The organism is Arthrobacter sp. T572 (assembly GCF_056780115.1).
This window is the reverse complement of the sequence record NZ_JBRAZQ010000002.1, coordinates 1887065-1902590: the sequence shown is the minus strand read 5'-3', so window position 1 is coordinate 1902590 and position 15526 is coordinate 1887065. Positions and strand designations below refer to the sequence as shown.

General features: G+C 65.6%; 15 protein-coding genes. 4 read left to right on the top strand and 11 right to left on the bottom strand.

The features are described 5' to 3' along the window. Positions 1-160: 160 nt before the first annotated feature. Complete coding sequence (locus tag ACUYMZ_RS09950) at positions 161-1522, bottom strand: class I SAM-dependent RNA methyltransferase (RefSeq protein WP_481603043.1); 1362 nt, start codon at positions 1520-1522, stop codon at positions 161-163. After that, on the bottom strand, positions 1519-3495 hold the full coding sequence (locus ACUYMZ_RS09945; RefSeq protein WP_481603041.1) for an APC family permease: 1977 nt from the start codon (positions 3493-3495) through the stop codon (positions 1519-1521). Before ACUYMZ_RS09945 ends, ACUYMZ_RS09950 begins: the two co-directional genes overlap by 4 nt. A 114-nt stretch (positions 3496-3609) precedes the next feature. Here ACUYMZ_RS09945 and ACUYMZ_RS09940 point away from each other — a divergent pair, with 114 nt between their 5' ends. After that, entirely contained in the window at positions 3610-4281 is a 672-nt protein-coding gene (locus ACUYMZ_RS09940) for a potassium channel family protein (RefSeq protein ID WP_426007105.1), read from the top strand. After that, positions 4281-5018 carry a potassium channel family protein gene (locus tag ACUYMZ_RS09935; RefSeq protein ID WP_426007104.1) on the top strand — a complete coding sequence of 246 codons (738 nt, stop codon included), beginning with the start codon at positions 4281-4283 and terminating at the stop codon, positions 5016-5018. Before ACUYMZ_RS09940 ends, ACUYMZ_RS09935 begins: the two co-directional genes overlap by 1 nt. Here ACUYMZ_RS09935 and ACUYMZ_RS09930 read toward each other — a convergent pair. The 4 genes from ACUYMZ_RS09930 to dut all read right to left on the bottom strand — a co-directional run bounded on the left by ACUYMZ_RS09930 (position 4985) and on the right by dut (position 7534). Continuing rightward, the gene (locus ACUYMZ_RS09930; protein ID WP_481603039.1) at positions 4985-5770 is read right to left on the bottom strand and encodes a DUF3159 domain-containing protein; all 786 of its coding nucleotides are present in this window, start codon (positions 5768-5770) and stop codon (positions 4985-4987) included. The two genes, ACUYMZ_RS09935 and ACUYMZ_RS09930, sit on opposite strands and share 34 nt — an antisense overlap. Then, positions 5767-6141, bottom strand: coding sequence for a hypothetical protein (locus ACUYMZ_RS09925; RefSeq protein ID WP_481603037.1), 375 nt, complete (start codon positions 6139-6141; stop codon positions 5767-5769). Before ACUYMZ_RS09925 ends, ACUYMZ_RS09930 begins: the two co-directional genes overlap by 4 nt. Beyond that, on the bottom strand, positions 6134-6901 hold the full coding sequence (locus tag ACUYMZ_RS09920) for a DUF3710 domain-containing protein (RefSeq protein ID WP_426007100.1): 768 nt from the start codon (positions 6899-6901) through the stop codon (positions 6134-6136). The genes ACUYMZ_RS09925 and ACUYMZ_RS09920 overlap by 8 nt, the downstream gene beginning before the upstream one ends. A 108-nt stretch (positions 6902-7009) precedes the next feature. Continuing rightward, positions 7010-7534, bottom strand: coding sequence for a dUTP diphosphatase (gene dut / locus ACUYMZ_RS09915; protein ID WP_426007099.1), 525 nt, complete (start codon positions 7532-7534; stop codon positions 7010-7012). A gap of 73 nt (positions 7535-7607) precedes the next feature. On the opposite strand from dut, the gene ACUYMZ_RS09910 reads away from it, so the two are divergent. Further along, entirely contained in the window at positions 7608-8105 is a 498-nt protein-coding gene (locus ACUYMZ_RS09910; protein ID WP_481603034.1) for a DUF3093 domain-containing protein, read from the top strand. Here ACUYMZ_RS09910 and ACUYMZ_RS09905 read toward each other — a convergent pair. Next, on the bottom strand, positions 8102-8401 hold the full coding sequence (locus tag ACUYMZ_RS09905) for a DUF4193 domain-containing protein (RefSeq protein WP_426007097.1): 300 nt from the start codon (positions 8399-8401) through the stop codon (positions 8102-8104). The genes ACUYMZ_RS09910 and ACUYMZ_RS09905 overlap by 4 nt on opposite strands. A gap of 289 nt (positions 8402-8690) precedes the next feature. Between ACUYMZ_RS09905 and sepH the strand changes: the two genes are divergently transcribed. Beyond that, the gene (gene sepH, locus ACUYMZ_RS09900; RefSeq protein ID WP_481603031.1) at positions 8691-10064 is read left to right on the top strand and encodes a septation protein SepH; all 1374 of its coding nucleotides are present in this window, start codon (positions 8691-8693) and stop codon (positions 10062-10064) included. Here sepH and ACUYMZ_RS09895 read toward each other — a convergent pair. The 4 genes from ACUYMZ_RS09895 to ACUYMZ_RS09880 form a co-directional block, all read right to left on the bottom strand. Next, positions 10061-10792, bottom strand: a complete 732-nt coding sequence (locus tag ACUYMZ_RS09895) for a thymidine kinase (protein ID WP_442422838.1) — start codon at positions 10790-10792, stop codon at positions 10061-10063. The genes sepH and ACUYMZ_RS09895 overlap by 4 nt on opposite strands. Then, positions 10785-11999 carry an alkaline phosphatase family protein gene (locus tag ACUYMZ_RS09890; protein ID WP_481603028.1) on the bottom strand — a complete coding sequence of 405 codons (1215 nt, stop codon included), beginning with the start codon at positions 11997-11999 and terminating at the stop codon, positions 10785-10787. The genes ACUYMZ_RS09895 and ACUYMZ_RS09890 overlap by 8 nt, the downstream gene beginning before the upstream one ends. Then, positions 11996-12721: a DUF5998 family protein gene (locus ACUYMZ_RS09885; protein ID WP_426007091.1), complete on the bottom strand. Its 726-nt coding sequence runs from the start codon at positions 12719-12721 to the stop codon at positions 11996-11998. Before ACUYMZ_RS09885 ends, ACUYMZ_RS09890 begins: the two co-directional genes overlap by 4 nt. A gap of 69 nt (positions 12722-12790) precedes the next feature. Continuing rightward, positions 12791-15478 carry a bifunctional acetate--CoA ligase family protein/GNAT family N-acetyltransferase gene (locus ACUYMZ_RS09880; RefSeq protein ID WP_481603025.1) on the bottom strand — a complete coding sequence of 896 codons (2688 nt, stop codon included), beginning with the start codon at positions 15476-15478 and terminating at the stop codon, positions 12791-12793. Positions 15479-15526 lie beyond the last annotated feature (48 nt).

The window sequence follows — 15526 nt, the reverse complement described above, 5'->3', positions numbered from 1 at the left end:
GCGCACCTTACTTAGCCGGGCGGCACTCTTTGTTGGTCATCCCGGCACACAGCAACATGATCGCGGAGCGGGACTACTACGCCCATCGTAGTGGCATCGGTCACTTTTCGGCCTCCTGCCCCGCAGTCCGCGGCGTGCAGGGCAGGTGGGGCACTCTCCCCTAACGTCCGGGAACCAGCAGACCTACGGTTTCCAGGTGGTGGGTATGCGGGTAGAGATCAAAGGCCCGCAGGGACTCCAGGCGCCAGCCCCCGTTGTGGAAGTAGCCCAGATCACGTGCAAAAGATGCCGGGTCGCACGACACATACGCGATCGCGCGGGGACCGGAAGCCATCAGCTGCTTCACCACGGCCTTGCCCGCACCGGCTCGCGGCGGATCCAGCACCAGGGAATCGAAGGCACGCGGGCGCTGGTGCAACACGCGCTCCACCCGCCCCTGCACGATCTCCACGTGGGCTTGCCCGTGGAGGTTTTTCCGCGCGTCGCGGCTGGTGCCGGGAGCACCCTCCACCGACAGCACCGAGCCGGTGACTCCCACGGCATCCGCCAGCGGAGCGGTGAACAGCCCGGCACCGGCGTAGAGGTCGGCCACCGAGGAGCCCGGATGCAGGTAGCCACCGCCGGCCAGATACCCGGTCACCGCCCCGACCAGGGTGTCCGGTGCATCCTTGTGGATCTGCCAGAACCCTTCACCAGTGACCCTGTAGTCATGCCCTGCGGCGGTCTCCTGCACCCAGGTCCGCCCCCGCAGCTGCAGCACCTGGCCAGTGCCGGGATCGAAGCTCGCCACTGACACATCGTGGGGAAGGTGCGAGAGGATACTGTGCAGCCTCTTGGGCGTGGTCCCTTCTTCCGGTGCAAGCAGGACCAACGGCCGCGAACCATTGGCGGGGACTGCTACTTCCACGCGGGCAATTCCGCTCAGATTGACGTCCCAGAGGGCCAAGTGGTTGATACCTGCAAGGGCAAGCGGCATCTCCTTGATGGGAACCACCACATCGGAGCGGTGGGCATGCATCCCGAGCCGCCCGCCCGGCGCCACCGCAAAGCCCGCGCGCGTACGCCAACCGAGCCCGCCGTCGTCGTCGGATCCCACCGGTTCCACGACGGTGGCGAGGTCGAGGCCGGCCAGGCGTTTCAGCTGTTCGGCAAGGACTTCGGCCTTCAGGGCCCGCTGCCGGTCCAGCGTGATGTGTCCGAGTTCCGCGCCGCCCACCGGAGGTGTGCCCCGGCGCCATGATGCGGGAGAATCGGCGGGCTTCCAAAAGTGCGGTACGCGGTCGGGCGAGGCTTCCAGGACCTCGACGACGTCGGCACGCCAGAAGCGCGACGACTCACCGGCGTCCGTCAGACGGACGCGGACCTTCTCCCCCGGGATGCCGTGCCGGACGAAGATGACGCGGCCTTCGTGGCGCGCCACGAAGTGGCCGCCGTGGGCGACGGGCCCGACGTCCACCACGAGTTCGCTGCCCGTAGCGTCAGGAGCCACGGGCCCGGTGGCGGAAATGCTGTTGGAAGTCATTGTGTATCCTGCAGTGCCTTTGCTTCTTCGGACGATTTGAGCTGCCACGGAACGCTGGCAACCATCACGCCTGGCTCAAAGTGGAGCCTCGTTTTAATGCGGAGTGCTGTCTGGTTGTGGACCAACTGCTCCCACCACTTGCCCACGACGTATTCGGGGATGTACACCACGATCAGGTCGCGGGGTGAGTCGCGCCGCATGTTCTTGATGTATTCCATGATGGGCGTCACGGTCTCACGGTAAGGGCTGGCCAGAACCGTCAACGGTACAGGAATTTCCAGCTTCTCCCAGTCCCGGACCGTGTGCTCCGTCTCCTCCGGGTTGATGTCCACGGTGATGGCATCCAGGCGTGATGGACGGGAAGCCCGCGCATAGGCCAGTGCCCGGAGCACGGGTTTGCGGACGTGTGAGACCAGGAGGACTGCGTGGACCCGGGTGGGAAGGGCCCGGGGCGAGGAGTCCTCATCCACGGCGAGCTCCTTGGCCACGTTGTCGTAATGCGCGCGGATGCTCCACATGATCAGGAAGAGCACCAACATGGCCAGGAGGGCGATCCAGGCGCCCTGTTCGAACTTGGTGATGAGCACGATCACCAGCACCAGCGCGGTCATGCCGAAGCCCACCATGTTGATGGTGCGGGACTTGATGATCCGGCGGCGTGCAGCCTTTTCCCGGGCGAGTTTCAGTTCCCTTCCCCAGTGCCGGATCATCCCGAGCTGGCTTGCCGTAAAGGAGATGAAGACGCCGACGATGTAGAGCTGGATCAGCTTGGTGACATCCGCGTCGAAGGACAGGATGAGGACCAGGGCTCCAGCTGCCAGTGCCAGCACACCGTTGCTGAAGGCCAGCCGGTCACCCCTGGTCCGCAACTGGCGGGGAAGGTACCCGTCCTGCGCCAGGATGGACCCCAGGACCGGGAAGCCGTTGAAAGCGGTGTTGGACGCGAAGACGAGGATGGTGCCCGTCGCCGCCACCACAATGTAGAACGGAATGGAACCGGCGCCGAAGATGGTGTCCGCAATCTGGCTGATGGCAGGGTTCTGGATGTAGTCCTCCGGCAACGGCTTTCCGTCCACCAGGAATTCGGTGGCGGGATCAAGCACAATGTGGACTTTGGTGGCATTTGCAAGGTAAAGGATGCCGGCCAGCATGGACGCGGCAATGACACCCAGCAGGAGCAAGGTGGTGGCAGCGTTCTTACTCTTGGGCTTGCGGAAGTTCGGCACGCCGTTGCTGATGGCTTCGACACCCGTCAACGCGGCGGCGCCCGACGAGAACGCGCGGAGCAGGAGGAACGCGCCGGCCAGGCCCACCAGCCCTTCGCCAAAGCCTTCCTCCGGCACGATGGTGAAGTTCGCTGACGCCGCCTCACCCAGTTGCCCGGTGGCCGCCTGGTAGATGCCCACCGCGGTCATGCCCAGGATGGAGGCCATGAAAATGTAGGTGGGGACAGCGAAGAGCGTGCCTGCTTCCTTGACCCCGCGCAGGTTGACAAGTGCCAGGATGACCACGCCGATTGTGGCAATGAGTGCCTGCTGCCCGTGGAGGGACGGAACAGCGGTGGTGAGATAGGTGGCTGCGGAAGACATGGACACGGCGACCGTCAGCACGTAGTCCACCAGGAGGGCCGAAGCCACCGTCAGGCCGGCGTACTTTCCGAGGTTGACGCTGGCGATCTCATAGTCCCCGCCGCCCGAAGGGTACGCGTGGACGTTCTGGCGGTAAGAGGCCACCACTGTGAGCAAGACCACCATGACGGCAATACCGACCCACGGCGAGAAGGCCACGGCGCTGACCCCGGCCAGCGCGAGCGTCAGGAGGATTTCATCCGGAGCATAGGCGACGGACGACAACGCGTCGGAGGCGAAGATCGGCAGTGCGATGCGCTTGGGCAGGAGGGTATGGGACAGCCGGTCGTTCCGGAACGGCCGGCCCACCAAAACCCGCTTGGCGGCATTCAGAATTGTCAGCACTCCGCAAAGCTACTCTGAATCCCCGGGGATGTCATGACGGCAGTCCGCGCGCTCACCACCGGCCACAGGTAAAGTCTTACGCAGCGGGATCGACAACATACATAAGGAGACACGGTGGCCCACTTCGTGATCATGGGTTGCGGCCGTGTTGGCGCAACCCTTGCACACACCCTGGAAGACGCCGGCCACTCCGTGGCCATTATCGACCAGGATGAACGGGCCTTCCGCCGGTTGCGCCACACCTTCACGGGACGCAAAGTCACGGGCATCGGCTTCGACCGGGAGACCCTGAAGCAGGCGGGCGTCGAGGAAGCCTACGCTTTCGCCGCGGTGTCCAGCGGTGACAACTCCAACATCCTGGCCACCCGAGTGGCCCGCGAGACCTTCCATGTGGCCCACGTCGTTGCCCGCATCTACGACCCCGGACGGGCGGAGATCTACCAGCGGCTGGGGATCCCCACGGTTGCCGCCGTTCGGTGGAGCGCGGATCAAGTGCTGCGCCGCATCCTTCCCGAGCAGCATCTGGCCGGCGACTACCGGGAACCCTCCGGCCGGTTGGTCCTGGCCGAAGTGGAACTCCACGAAGGATGGATCGGCCACCTCCTCAGCTCCGTTGAGGCAGCTGCCGGCATCAGGATCGCGTTCCTGACGCGCTTCGGTGAAGGGGTCCTCCCCCACCCCGGAACCGCGTACCAGGAAGGCGACACGGTCCACGCCATGCTGAGCCTGGACCGGACGTCCGAAATCAGCCGTATCCTCGCCAAAGCACCCGCCAAGGAGATGTAGTGAAAGTCGTCATTGTTGGCGCGGGCAGCGTTGGCTCGTCCATTGCCAGGGAACTCCTGGCCCATAACCACCAGATCCTGCTCATTGACTTGAAACCGGAAGTCATTGGCCGCAGCGGCCTCCGTGGCGCCCGGTGGCTGGTGGGCGATGCCTGCGAACTCAGCACCCTGCAGGACGCCAACCTGGAGGATGCCGACGTCGTGGTTTCCGCCACGGGTGACGACAAAGTCAACCTGGTGGTCTCGCTCCTGGCCAAGACGGAATTCGGTGTGGGACGCACGGTGGGCCGGGTCAACAACCCCAAGAACGACTGGATGTTCAACGACTCATGGGGCGTCGACGTCGCGGTGAACACCCCGCAGTTGATGACGGCACTCGTGGAGGAAGCCGTCGAAATCGGCGATATCGTGCGCCTGTTGACGCTCCAGACCGGTGTAGCGTCGATCGTCGAATTCACCGTGCCCCATGATTCGCACGTGATTGGTCAGGTGGTGGGCGACATCGACTGGCCCGAGGACGCGACGCTGGTGGCCATCCTCCGCGACCAGGCGCCCATCACTCCCAGCCGGGATGACGTGCTCGACGGCGGCGACGAACTGTTCTTCGTCACGACCATTGCGGCCGAAGACGGCCTGCGTGCACTGCTCTCACCGGCTTCCATGGAGGGCCATGGACCGCGCGAGAGCGCGGGTGACCTGAGTGATCAGGGCGTCGACGACGACGGTTTCGATGGCTGAGGCGCAGGCTTGGTGACAAGCCAGGCAACCCAGAGGCCCAGGATATAGAGCGGCGCGCCCATCAGGAGGCGGGTGGTGGCAAGCGCCGTCAATCCGGCTTCCCCCATGAAGTAAAGCGGCACCTGCACCAGAAGGCGCAAGGCAAGGACGCCGACAACGATCCAGGTGCCCAGCTTGTAGGCACGCAGCCGCTCAGGGTCTTTGCGCCACTCCAGCCCCTCGTTGCGCACGAATCCGAAGAGGAGGCCGGCCAGCGGCCACTTCAAGGCAATGGACAGAACCATGCCCGCGATGTAGGCGATGTTGGTGAAGAACCCCAGGACGTAGAAATCCTCGGCTTTGCCCGTGGTGTTGGCCAGCCACGCGGAGATGCCCACTCCAACCACACCGGCCAGCGCCTGGGTCAGGGGCCGCTTCTGTATGAGTCGCACCACGGTGAAAATGGCGGCTGCCACGAGGGCAGCCACAAGCGATACTGTGAGGTCCCTGCCGATGGTGAATGCCACCAGGAATACCAGGCCGGGAAGAATGCTTTCCGCAATGCCCTGGACGCCGCCGGCGGTCTTGAGCATGTCCACATGCCCGGCGCTGTTGCGGTGCAGGCCCGCTTTTTCGGCATAGCCGGCCGCAAGGTCTACCAGGGCCGGACCGTTGTCCGCCCGCGGAACGCCCCGGTTGGCGTTCTCCTGGTTAGTGTCTTCCGGTGCAGGCTGACCTGCGTCCTTGGGGTTGGGTCCACCGGACACTGTCATGAATGCTCCTGACGGGAAAGAATTTCGTAACGGGGATTGAACATGGCCGGCAGTCCCTCCAAGCGTGTGACCATGCCGTTGAGGCTCAACCGGACCCCCGCTTCAATGCCGGGAACGCGGTTCCGGCCCAGCCAGATGACCCGCAACCGGGCGGGGTGCCCTTTGGCTGCCGTACCGGCAGGTGCCGGCCTGACGTTGTGCTGCAGATCATCGACGACAATCGCCGAAAAGAAGGGTTGGCCGCTGGGTGGCTGGTGGGTCACCGACTCGATGAATCCGGTGCATGACGCGCGTCCACGGGCGGGAAGATCGGACACCCGCGTGTTATGGGCACCGCCGCCGGGCCGGCGACCCAAGGGACTGTCAGCCAATCTGGGTAATCTCCGGGCCACGCTCCGGCTGCTTCAAGGGGACCTCATCCTGCGGCGGGGCGGACTGCTGCGCCCCGCCCTGCCCTGGAACCGCTGCATCCTTGGGCAGCCGCAACTGCAGGAGTTCGCGCGGAGGCATGGGGTTGTCGCCCCGTACCACCACCACCCTGCGGAAGAGCTCCTCCAGACCGGCTGCTGCCTCCCGGTCCAGGGCCGCTTGTCCCCCAAGGACGCCGCGGAGGAACCACCGGGGACCGTCGACTCCCATGAAGCGCGCCGCCCGGAAACCACGGCTGCCGTCGGATGCTTCAGCGGGGAGCTTGGCCACCAGTTCCGTTCCGAAAGGACCGGAGATTTCCTCGGTTTCGCCGCCCTGGCTGGCCACCGACTGGCCGATCTGCTCCCTGATTTCCTCCCAGAGCCCTTCGGAGCGCGGTGCCGCGAACGCCTGGAGCTGCAGGCTGGAGCCGGCAAGGTCCAAGGTGACGGCAACAACCCGTTGGGTGGCTTCTTCAACTTCGAGCCTCAACTGCAGGCCTTCCGCGGGTGCAATCAGCAGGGCGCCGAGGTCCACGTAGCCGTCACGGTCTTCGATTTCGTCGATGTCCCAAGGACCCTTGGCCAGCCGGAGGTCGCCCTTGGCGGGAGACCCGTCCTCGCCGGAGGGGATTGCGTCCGAGGCTTCAACAACGTCCTGCCCGGAAGCAGCAGACGATTCCGCTTGCCCGGCCTTGGACTTTTTACCGCGCCCAAAAAACATTGGGTTGTCTCCTTAGTAGTGGTCTATCCCCAAGTAAACCGCAACCACGGCGTAGTGCTGCAATGCACCGGACGGGGGCGACCCTGCAGTTCCGTGGTCCGTGGATTGTCAGGCGACCGGTGGGTTGAATCCTCCGGTGGAGCCGAAGCCGCCCGAGCCGCGCACGGAGTCGGACAGTTGGTCAACAGCGACGAAGCGCGCATACTCCACGCGCTGAATCACCATTTGGGCAATTCTATCGCCGCGCTTGAGCTCGATGGGGTGCTTTTGGTCCGTATTCAGCAGGGTCACAGCGATCTCGCCCCGGTATCCCGCGTCCACGGTGCCGGGGGCGTTGACCACCGTCAGGCCGAACTTGGTTGCCAGCCCGGAACGGGGGTGGATCAGGGCAACGAATCCATCCGGCAGCGCTACTGAAACGCCGGTGGGCACGAGCTTCCTCTCGCCGGGGGCCAGGTAAACATCCTCCCTGGCACGCAGGTCCGCACCGGCGTCTCCGGGGTGGGCATACGAGGGTGCTTCCAACCCGGGGTCAAGCATCTTCAGTTGGACCTCCAGGGTGGGGCTCCCGTAGGCGGCGGCGCCGCCGGCTGCGCCGGCGTCCTGACTGAATACTGCGGTCTCGTTAGTCACAGTTGTCCATTCTACGGGGCGCCTCCCGGGTGGCCGGAAGGCTTGGGCCTCCGCGTACGGATAAGCTGGATCCATGCCTTCGCCAGACCAGTCCCCATCCCTGCCTGCCCGGAACAACCCCTCCGCCAACGAGGTACTGTTCACGGAAAAACTGTGGCCGACCCCATGGGTCTGGATCGTGGTGGTGGGACTTTCGGGTGCCGGGATCCTGATGTTCTCCCCGATCAGTCCGGCAGCGGGAATCATTGCAGCGCTGGTCCTCCTGGCTATCATGGCCACCCTGCTGGTGCTTTCAACGCCGACCATCACGGTCACCCGGGATACCCTGCGGGTGGGGCGGGCCACCATCGACCGCAGGTTCGTGGGTTCCGTTGAGGCGTTCAGGAAGGACGAGGCAACAGCGGAGCGTGGTCCCCGCCTCAACGGGTTGGCGTACATGTGCTTCCGCGGCTGGATCGACGCGGTCGTGAAGATCGAGATCACTGACCCGGCGGACAAAACACCGTATTGGCTGACGTCGTCCCGCAAACCCGACGAACTCGTGGCCGCATTGGCTTCCGGCTGCGCCTAGCCCTCACATTCCGTGCAGTACAGGTGGCCGTCCCGTTCCGTGGCTATCTGTGAGCGGTGCTTTACCAGGAAGCAGTTGAAACAGGTGAACTCGTCAGCCTGGGGCGGCATGACCTGGATCAACAGTTCTTCTCCGGAAAGGTCCGCTCCGGGCAGCTCAAAGCCGTCGGCCAGGTCGGTCTCATCCACATCCACCGCCGAAGACTGCTTCCCCGACTGGCGCGTCTTGAGCTCCTCGATGGAGTCCTCGCTGACGTCCTCCTCGGTCTTTCGAGGGGCATCGTAATCCGTGGCCATGGTCCTTCTTCGTCCTCTGCGCTTGCTCCGGATGGGGCTCCGGCTTCTGCGTGATCGTGCAGAAGCCGGTGTATGGGTGTAACGCCGGGCGCCGGAAATTTGTGCCCGGTACCGGCCAGATTGTCCTCTCTTGAACCAGTGATGTCCATAGCCGCAACAGCGGCCGCTCCCAGGTGCTTTCCCGGCATTTTCAGCGGAATATCACGGCACGCCCTTTCTCCTAGTAGGAAAAGGGCAGCGCGGGTGGCAGAGTTTCGAATGTCAGTTGTGCCATGTGGTGGAGGGTGTTATGCAGGATCTACGGCTGGTTGGCGTCCACGACGACGGCGGGCATCTGCTCTTGAGCGGGCCTGGCGGTGCGATGTTCCAGCTACCGATCGACGAAGCCCTGCGTGCTGCTGCCAGCCGGACGCCCGCCCAGGTGGCCGCCCGTGCCCGGATCACCCCCGTGGCCATGTCCCCCCGGGATATCCAGGCAAGGATCCGCAGCGGTGCCACGGCAGCGGAGGTAGCCGAACTTTCCGGCATCCCCCTGTCCAATGTGCAGCGCTACGAAGGTCCGGTCCTGGCCGAGCGTGAATACGTCGCGCAACAGGCACGCAATGTGGAAGTGGCAGCACCTGCTCCCGGCCAGGACGCCTATCGCTCCGCTTTCGGCGACAACCCTGCGACGCTTGGCGATATGGTCGCCCACCGGCTCTCCGCCCATGGCGTTGACCCGTCCACCGTGGAGTGGGATTCGTGGCGCCGTTCGGACGGTTCCTGGACCGTCGTCGCGCGTTTTGAGGTGGCGGCTGCCGCTCACGGCAGCATCGGCGAGGAACCGCCGGCCATGTGGACTTTCAGTCCCCAGCGGAAGTCGCTGCAGAATGCCAACCGATGGGCGCAGCAACTCAGTGAGCTTGAACCCCTGGACGGTCCTGTGCCGGCCCGTCGTCTGGCTGCGGTATCGGACAGGCCTTTCGACTTCGAAACGGACGCTGAGACGGCCGCGCGGACTTCCAGGGAATCGGACAACCTGTTGGAAATGCTGCGGTCGCGCCGCGGCCAGCGCCTCGGCGTGGACGAAGAAGGTGACGACGCCCTGGCGGTGCTGCTCAGCAACGTCCCGGCAGCCCACCCGCGCCCGGGCGACGACGACCAGCACGCAGCCGGCATCCCGGACGGCGAGGAAGCGGCCAACACTGCTCCCCCTGAGCCGGAGGCACCGCGCAAGGACGCCCGGCCGTCCATGCTGTCCCGCCTCACCTTGGCGCCGCGGCACGTCGAGCAGGATGACGACGGCGACGACGCCCTCAGGCTGCACGAGGGCGTCAGCACCGAAACCCGCGAGATAACCGTTGTTGCAAGCCCCCTGCGGCCGGTTACGACGCTTGCCGGGCGGAAGCCCGAAGATGCTGTGGCAACACCGAACGAGGACAAGGCCGCTGGCCCGGTCCAACGTCCCGGCCTGGATGAATTGCTGGGCGGGTCGGTGACGCCGGCGCCACGCGGTGAGGGTGACGGCGCAACAACAGGCCCGGCCGGACAAGACCAGTCCGACGCCAGGATGGATTCTCCGGCGAAGGACCATGACACCCCGGTGGAGCGGCAGCCCTCAAGGCCCAAGCGCTCAAGCATTCCCAGCTGGGACGAGATCGTGTTCGGGGCCCGCGGAGACTAAGAGCGCCGTGCGTCTCCGGCGCCAGGCCAGAGGCAGGCGTCGATATCGAACGGCAGCGTCTGGTCGGCGCCCGCCATCAGGTTGGCACCGTGGGCAGTGACCCTGCGCATGTAATGCCGGCGGCACAGGGTTTCGTAGCCGACGACCCGCGGCGGCTGTGCTTCCCGCCCTGCCTCGCCCTCGGTTTCAGGGGCTGCCGAAGACACATCCCCCACCATGACCTGCTCGCCTTCGACGACCATGATGCCGTCAAGGGTTCGTGCATTCTGCGTGGCCCGCCGGCCGCACCAGCACAGGGCTTCGACCTGGAGTACCTGTACCCGGTCCGCCAGCTCGATCAGGCGCTGCGATCCGGGAAACAGCCGGGTCCGGAAGTCCGAGGTGATGCCGAAGGCAAAGACATCCACCTCCATCTCGTCCACCAGCCGGGCCAGTTGTTCCACCTGGTCAGCCGAATAGAACTGGGCTTCATCGCAAATGAGATAGTCCACCCGCAGACCGCTGGTACGGCGGACCACCACTTCGTCCCAAAAGTCGGTATGTGCCTCCACCTCGACAGCATCCGTCTTGAGGCCAAGCCTGCTGGAGATCGTCGATTCGCCGGCGCGGTCGTTGCAGCTGAACCTGACTCCGCCCCGGCCCCTGGCCCGGTGGTTATGGTCCATTTGGAGCGCCAGGGTGGACTTGCCGCAGTCCATGGTCCCCGAGAAGAAGACGAGTTCAGCCACGCTTGCCCTTTTTGCCGCCGGCCGTCAAGCACAGCAGGGGAACTTCCCGCTCCGCTTTGGTCAGCGAACCGTGCTGGCCGACAACCTCCAGGGACGCCGGCCTGGCCCGCCGCGTGTCGAACAGTGCCAGGGTGTCCCTGGCGGCAACCATGACATCACCGATGCGCGGTCCTACGTGCGGGTGGACGTCACCGAACAATCCCGCCCGGACGGCCTGCTCGCGAGTGAAGACCCAGATCCGTTCCCCGAACCGGCGCCGCCAGGCCGAGACCAAGGCGTTCCGGTGTTCTTCGGTGGCGTCGGGTTCCAGATACAGGTGGACCATGCGGGGCTCTCCAGCTGTATGCCGGACGCCGGCCACGAGGCTTTCGTCGGCCGAGTAATCGATCCGCTGCGATGCCGGAACATCCAGCATGCCGTGGTCCCCGGTCAGCAGGATGGTGGTTCCGGCCGGCAGCGTGGCCGAAAGCCGCTTGACGGTGGCATCAAGTTCCTCGAGCTGATGCTCCCACCGCTCCGACTGGCAACCGTAACGGTGCCCCGCCTTGTCGAGCTCGTTGGCGTAAAAGTACATGAGCGAGCGGCCTCCACCGGCCATGGCGTCAGCTGCGGCAGTGGTCCGGGCATGCAGGGAGTTGCCGCCCGTGAACCTGCTGCCCCGCAACGCGGCCTGGGTCATGGGCGAGTTGCCGAACTGGGGCAGGCTCACCGTGACGACGTCAATTTCTTCGGCCAACTGTTCAAAGACGGTGGCGTGCGGCTGCCACGCCGCCGGATCAACCGAGGAATCCCAGTTGCCCAGGAGATTGACAACCTTGTCCTGGGCCGGGTCAAGGACGTCGTAGCCCACCATGCCGTGCTGGCCGGCCGGCAGGCCGGTGCCCAGGCTCGCCAGGGAAGCGGCCGTGGTACTCGGAAAAGCTGAATCAATCCACGAGGGGACATTCCCCTGGCCGGCAGCCATCACTGAGCGCAGGAACGGCGTGTGGGGGGCTTTTTGCTTCAGCAGATTCCTGCCCAGGCCATCGGCCAACACCACGCAGACGCGCTGGGCCGGAGGAAGGTTGAGATGGTTCGTGAAGCCGGAAATTCCCATGCTGGCCGCAGCACTCGTGAAAACCTCGGCTATCGACTTGCTGCCGAACAGCGGAGGCGCCGGGAGGTCCTGGACTGTGTCCGGGGCGTCTGCTCCCGCAGCCCCGCTCAACGCTGGTGTCCGCGGCTCAGGCGGTTGCTGAAGACCCCTGACCGGGGACGGGGAGCCGGAATGCTGGCGTGGGGAACCGGCGTGGGACTTGCCGTATTGACGGCGCGGAGGGCGCGGGCGAAGACCTTGGCGTCCTGGACGGCCTGGAGACCGTCGGCCTCGGCGCTGATCCGCAGGACGATGTCTTCCTGGGCGATGGTTCCCGTGTAACCGTGATCCGCCTCGCACTGGGGATCCCCGCAGCTTGCGGGCCCCATGTCCAGACGCTGTCCACCGGACCAGGCAATGGACAGCGTCAGTTCGCGCACGGGATCCGATGGCTTGTAGTCCTGGGGCTGCGCGTACATGTAGCTGAGCACGACGGAACGGATCTGGGCCACCGGCACCGACTCCGTGGAGATCTGCGCCACGATTTGCTCGCCGGCCTCGTCCAGCTGCTGGTCGTCCACGTGCGTGATCACCAGCATGTCCTCGGTCAGGACCAGGACGGTGATGTGGCGGCGGACCTCGGCGCGGTCGAAGTGGGTTTCCAGATGCACCAGGTGTGACAGGCAGTCCCGGCCATCCAGGGCGTCATTGACCACATCCGCCACCAGCCGGGGGTAGAAACCGGCCTGCTGAAGGGCCTGGTCGAGGCTCTGTCCCTGCGAGCTGTGGTTGTGGGCTGCGTGGTGCCCTGAAGAAGACGGGCGGGACTGAGGCGTCGGGGACTGGGTGCTCATTCCCCCATTTTCACAGATCGGCGTTCGACTTTCCTAACCGCAGGAATGCCCGCGGCGGCGTTCGGCGGGCTACCCGCGCATGGCCCGGCGTGCGCTGTCCGTCCGCTGGGCGGCGTTGCCGATCCAGACCTCCGCGCCCAGGATGGTTGCGCCGGCCGGGCCGGCCAGGACGGGATTGAACTCCACGAGCGCGATGCCGGGGTGGTCGTCCTTGAGCTTGGCGAGACGGGCGGCAATATCTTCCAGGGCCGCGACATCAACGGCCGGCAGCCCTTGGTAGCCGAACAATTTACGGGAAGCGCGGGGCGAGCGGATGACGTCGTGGAGGTCCGCCGCAAACAGCGGAGGAACCCGGTGCGACCAATCGTCCAGGAGATTGACGGCATCGCCGGCAAGGCCGAAGGACAATACCGGACCCAACAGCGGATCTTCCATGGCCCGGAAAGTGCAGGCCTGGCCCACGGGTGCCATGGCCTGCACTTCCAGCGACGGCGATCCGTAGGGTTCCAAAGCACGGCGCATCCGGGCGATGTTTTGGCGCAGGGATCCGGCGTCCTGGATGTCCAGGCGCACGCCTCCCAGATCCAGCCGGTGCCGCAGGGCTGGGTCCGTGGCCTTGAGCACCACGGGCCACCCCACTTTGTCGGCCGCAGCCACGGCTTCGTCGGCTGTGGCGAAACCAATGCTGGGTACCACGGAAATGCCGTAGCCGGCCAGCAGGGCGGCGGCAGCACCGGCGTCGAGCTTTCGCAGTTTCTCGCCAGTGACGCCGGCAAGCATGGCGGCGAGCGCCTGGCGGGTTCCCTCAACGTCGCATCCTTCGGGTTCCACCACCAGTCCCTGGTCCCGGTCACGCCATTGGGCGTAGCGGACGATGGCCGCGAGGGCATTGATCGCCGCTCCGGCGTTGGAGAAGCACGGCAGGAGCGGGCTGCCGGGTTGCCCCACCATCCCCTCCACCTGGACCGAGGGGTCGAGGATCCCGGTGAACGCCGCGACGACCGGTTTGCCGGCCTGGGCGGCGCATTCTGCCAGGACGCCCGCAAGGGCCTCCACCGTCAACCCCCTGGCAGGCAGCAGGGCTGCCACCACCGCATTGACCGAGTCGTCCGCGAGGCTTTCCTGCAGGCTTGCGCGCAGTGCGGGAAGAGCCAAGGACATCCCGGCGTCGAGGTCGACTCCGGTCACGAGCCTGGTGACGTCCAGGCCCAGGGGGCCGGCGCTGTCGGCGACCACTTTCCCGAGGGCGACGGAGTTCGAGTACACCGCCACGCCGGGGCCGGTGGGCAGGGCCTGGGACGATACGACCTGGGCGATGTCCATCAGCTGCTCGATGGTGTCGACGCGGATGACGCCGGCCTGGCGCATCATGGCGTCGACGGCTGCCGCCGGGGCCTGCGTGGTCCGCACTTCGTGCCCTGGCGGCAGCCGTAGGCCGGTGACGTCGGATTTTGCCACGATGACCGGTTTGCTGCGCGACAGCCGGCGGGCCAGCCGGGAGAATTTGCGCGGGTTCCCGATCGATTCGAGGTAGAGCCCCACGGCGGAGGTGTCGGCGTCGTCTTCCCAGTACTGCATGGCGTCGTTGCCGGAGACATCGGCCCGGTTTCCGGCGGACAGGAAGGACGATAAGCCGAGGCGGCGACGGCTGGCGGCGGCGTAGACCGCCACACCTACCGCGGCGGACTGGCTGAACAGGCCAAGACCGCCGCGGGGCGGCATGGACGGTGCCATGGAAGCGTTCAGGGAGACATCCGGGTGGGTGTTCAGGATGCCCAGCGATTCGGGACCGATGACCCTCATGCCGTTGGCGCGCGCCTGGCGAACCAGTTCATGCTGTCGCGACAGGCCCCGCTCGCCGTCGTCCGCGAACCCGGCGGTGGCCACGACGATTCCCTTGACTCCCGCGGCGGCGCAGTCCTCAACCACCTTGGCGACTTCGTCGTAGGGCACCGCGATGATGGCCAGCTGCACGGGTCCGGGGATCTCAGACAACTTCGCGAAGGAGATCATGCCGGCCAGTTCGAAGGCTTCCGGGTTCACGGCGTACACGGGCCCGTTGAATCCGCCTTCGATGATGTGCTCCAGCAGTTGGTAGCCGACTGTTCCCCACTTGCGGCTGGCACCGATGACGGCGATCGACGACGGCGCCAGCAAGTCGCGCACGCTGCGCGCCTCAGCGCGGTGCTCGCGGGATTCCATGACCGCGCGGGACTTTTCCGTGGGATCGATGTTGAACTCGACGCTCACCACACCGTCGTCGAACTGCCGTTTGAGGTCGTAGCCGGCGTCGGCGAACACCATGAGCATCTTGCGGTTCTCGGGCAGGACCTCTGCCGTGAAGCGCCGGATGCCGTTCTCGCGGGCGGCGACGGCCAGGTGTTCGAGCAGGATCGAGCCGATGCCGCGGCCCTGGTGGGCGTCGGCGATGTTGAAGGCAACCTCGGCCTCGGCAGGGTCGTCCAGACGGTCATAGCGGCCAACACCCATGATTTCGCCGCCGATGGTGATGACAAAGGCCACGCGGTTAACGTGGTCTACTTCGGTGAAGCGCCTGACTTCCTTGCCGGACAGCTTGGGCTTGAAAGAGAAGAACCGCATGTAGATGGAGGCTTGCGATTGTCCGGCATGGAAGGTTTGCAGGGCATCGGCATCCTGGGGGCGGATGGGCCTCAGGTGGGCAGTTCCGCCGTCGCGCAGGACGACATCGGCCTCCCAATATTCCGGATAAATGCCGACGCCGGGCTGTTCCACCATAGGCTTAGCCTAGCCAAAACATCCGCAGTACAGCTTTAAGGATTCACC

Coding starts and splice junctions, on each gene's coding strand:
- ACUYMZ_RS09950 (WP_481603043.1), bottom strand. CDS start 1,522: ATGACTTCCAACAGCATTTCCGCCACCGGGCCCGTGGCTCCTGACGCT.
- sepH (WP_481603031.1), top strand. CDS start 8,691: ATGCAGGATCTACGGCTGGTTGGCGTCCACGACGACGGCGGGCATCTG.
- ACUYMZ_RS09910 (WP_481603034.1), top strand. CDS start 7,608: ATGCCTTCGCCAGACCAGTCCCCATCCCTGCCTGCCCGGAACAACCCC.
- ACUYMZ_RS09920 (WP_426007100.1), bottom strand. CDS start 6,901: ATGTTTTTTGGGCGCGGTAAAAAGTCCAAGGCCGGGCAAGCGGAATCG.
- ACUYMZ_RS09885 (WP_426007091.1), bottom strand. CDS start 12,721: ATGAGCACCCAGTCCCCGACGCCTCAGTCCCGCCCGTCTTCTTCAGGG.
- ACUYMZ_RS09905 (WP_426007097.1), bottom strand. CDS start 8,401: ATGGCCACGGATTACGATGCCCCTCGAAAGACCGAGGAGGACGTCAGC.
- ACUYMZ_RS09930 (WP_481603039.1), bottom strand. CDS start 5,770: ATGACAGTGTCCGGTGGACCCAACCCCAAGGACGCAGGTCAGCCTGCA.
- ACUYMZ_RS09880 (WP_481603025.1), bottom strand. CDS start 15,478: ATGGTGGAACAGCCCGGCGTCGGCATTTATCCGGAATATTGGGAGGCC.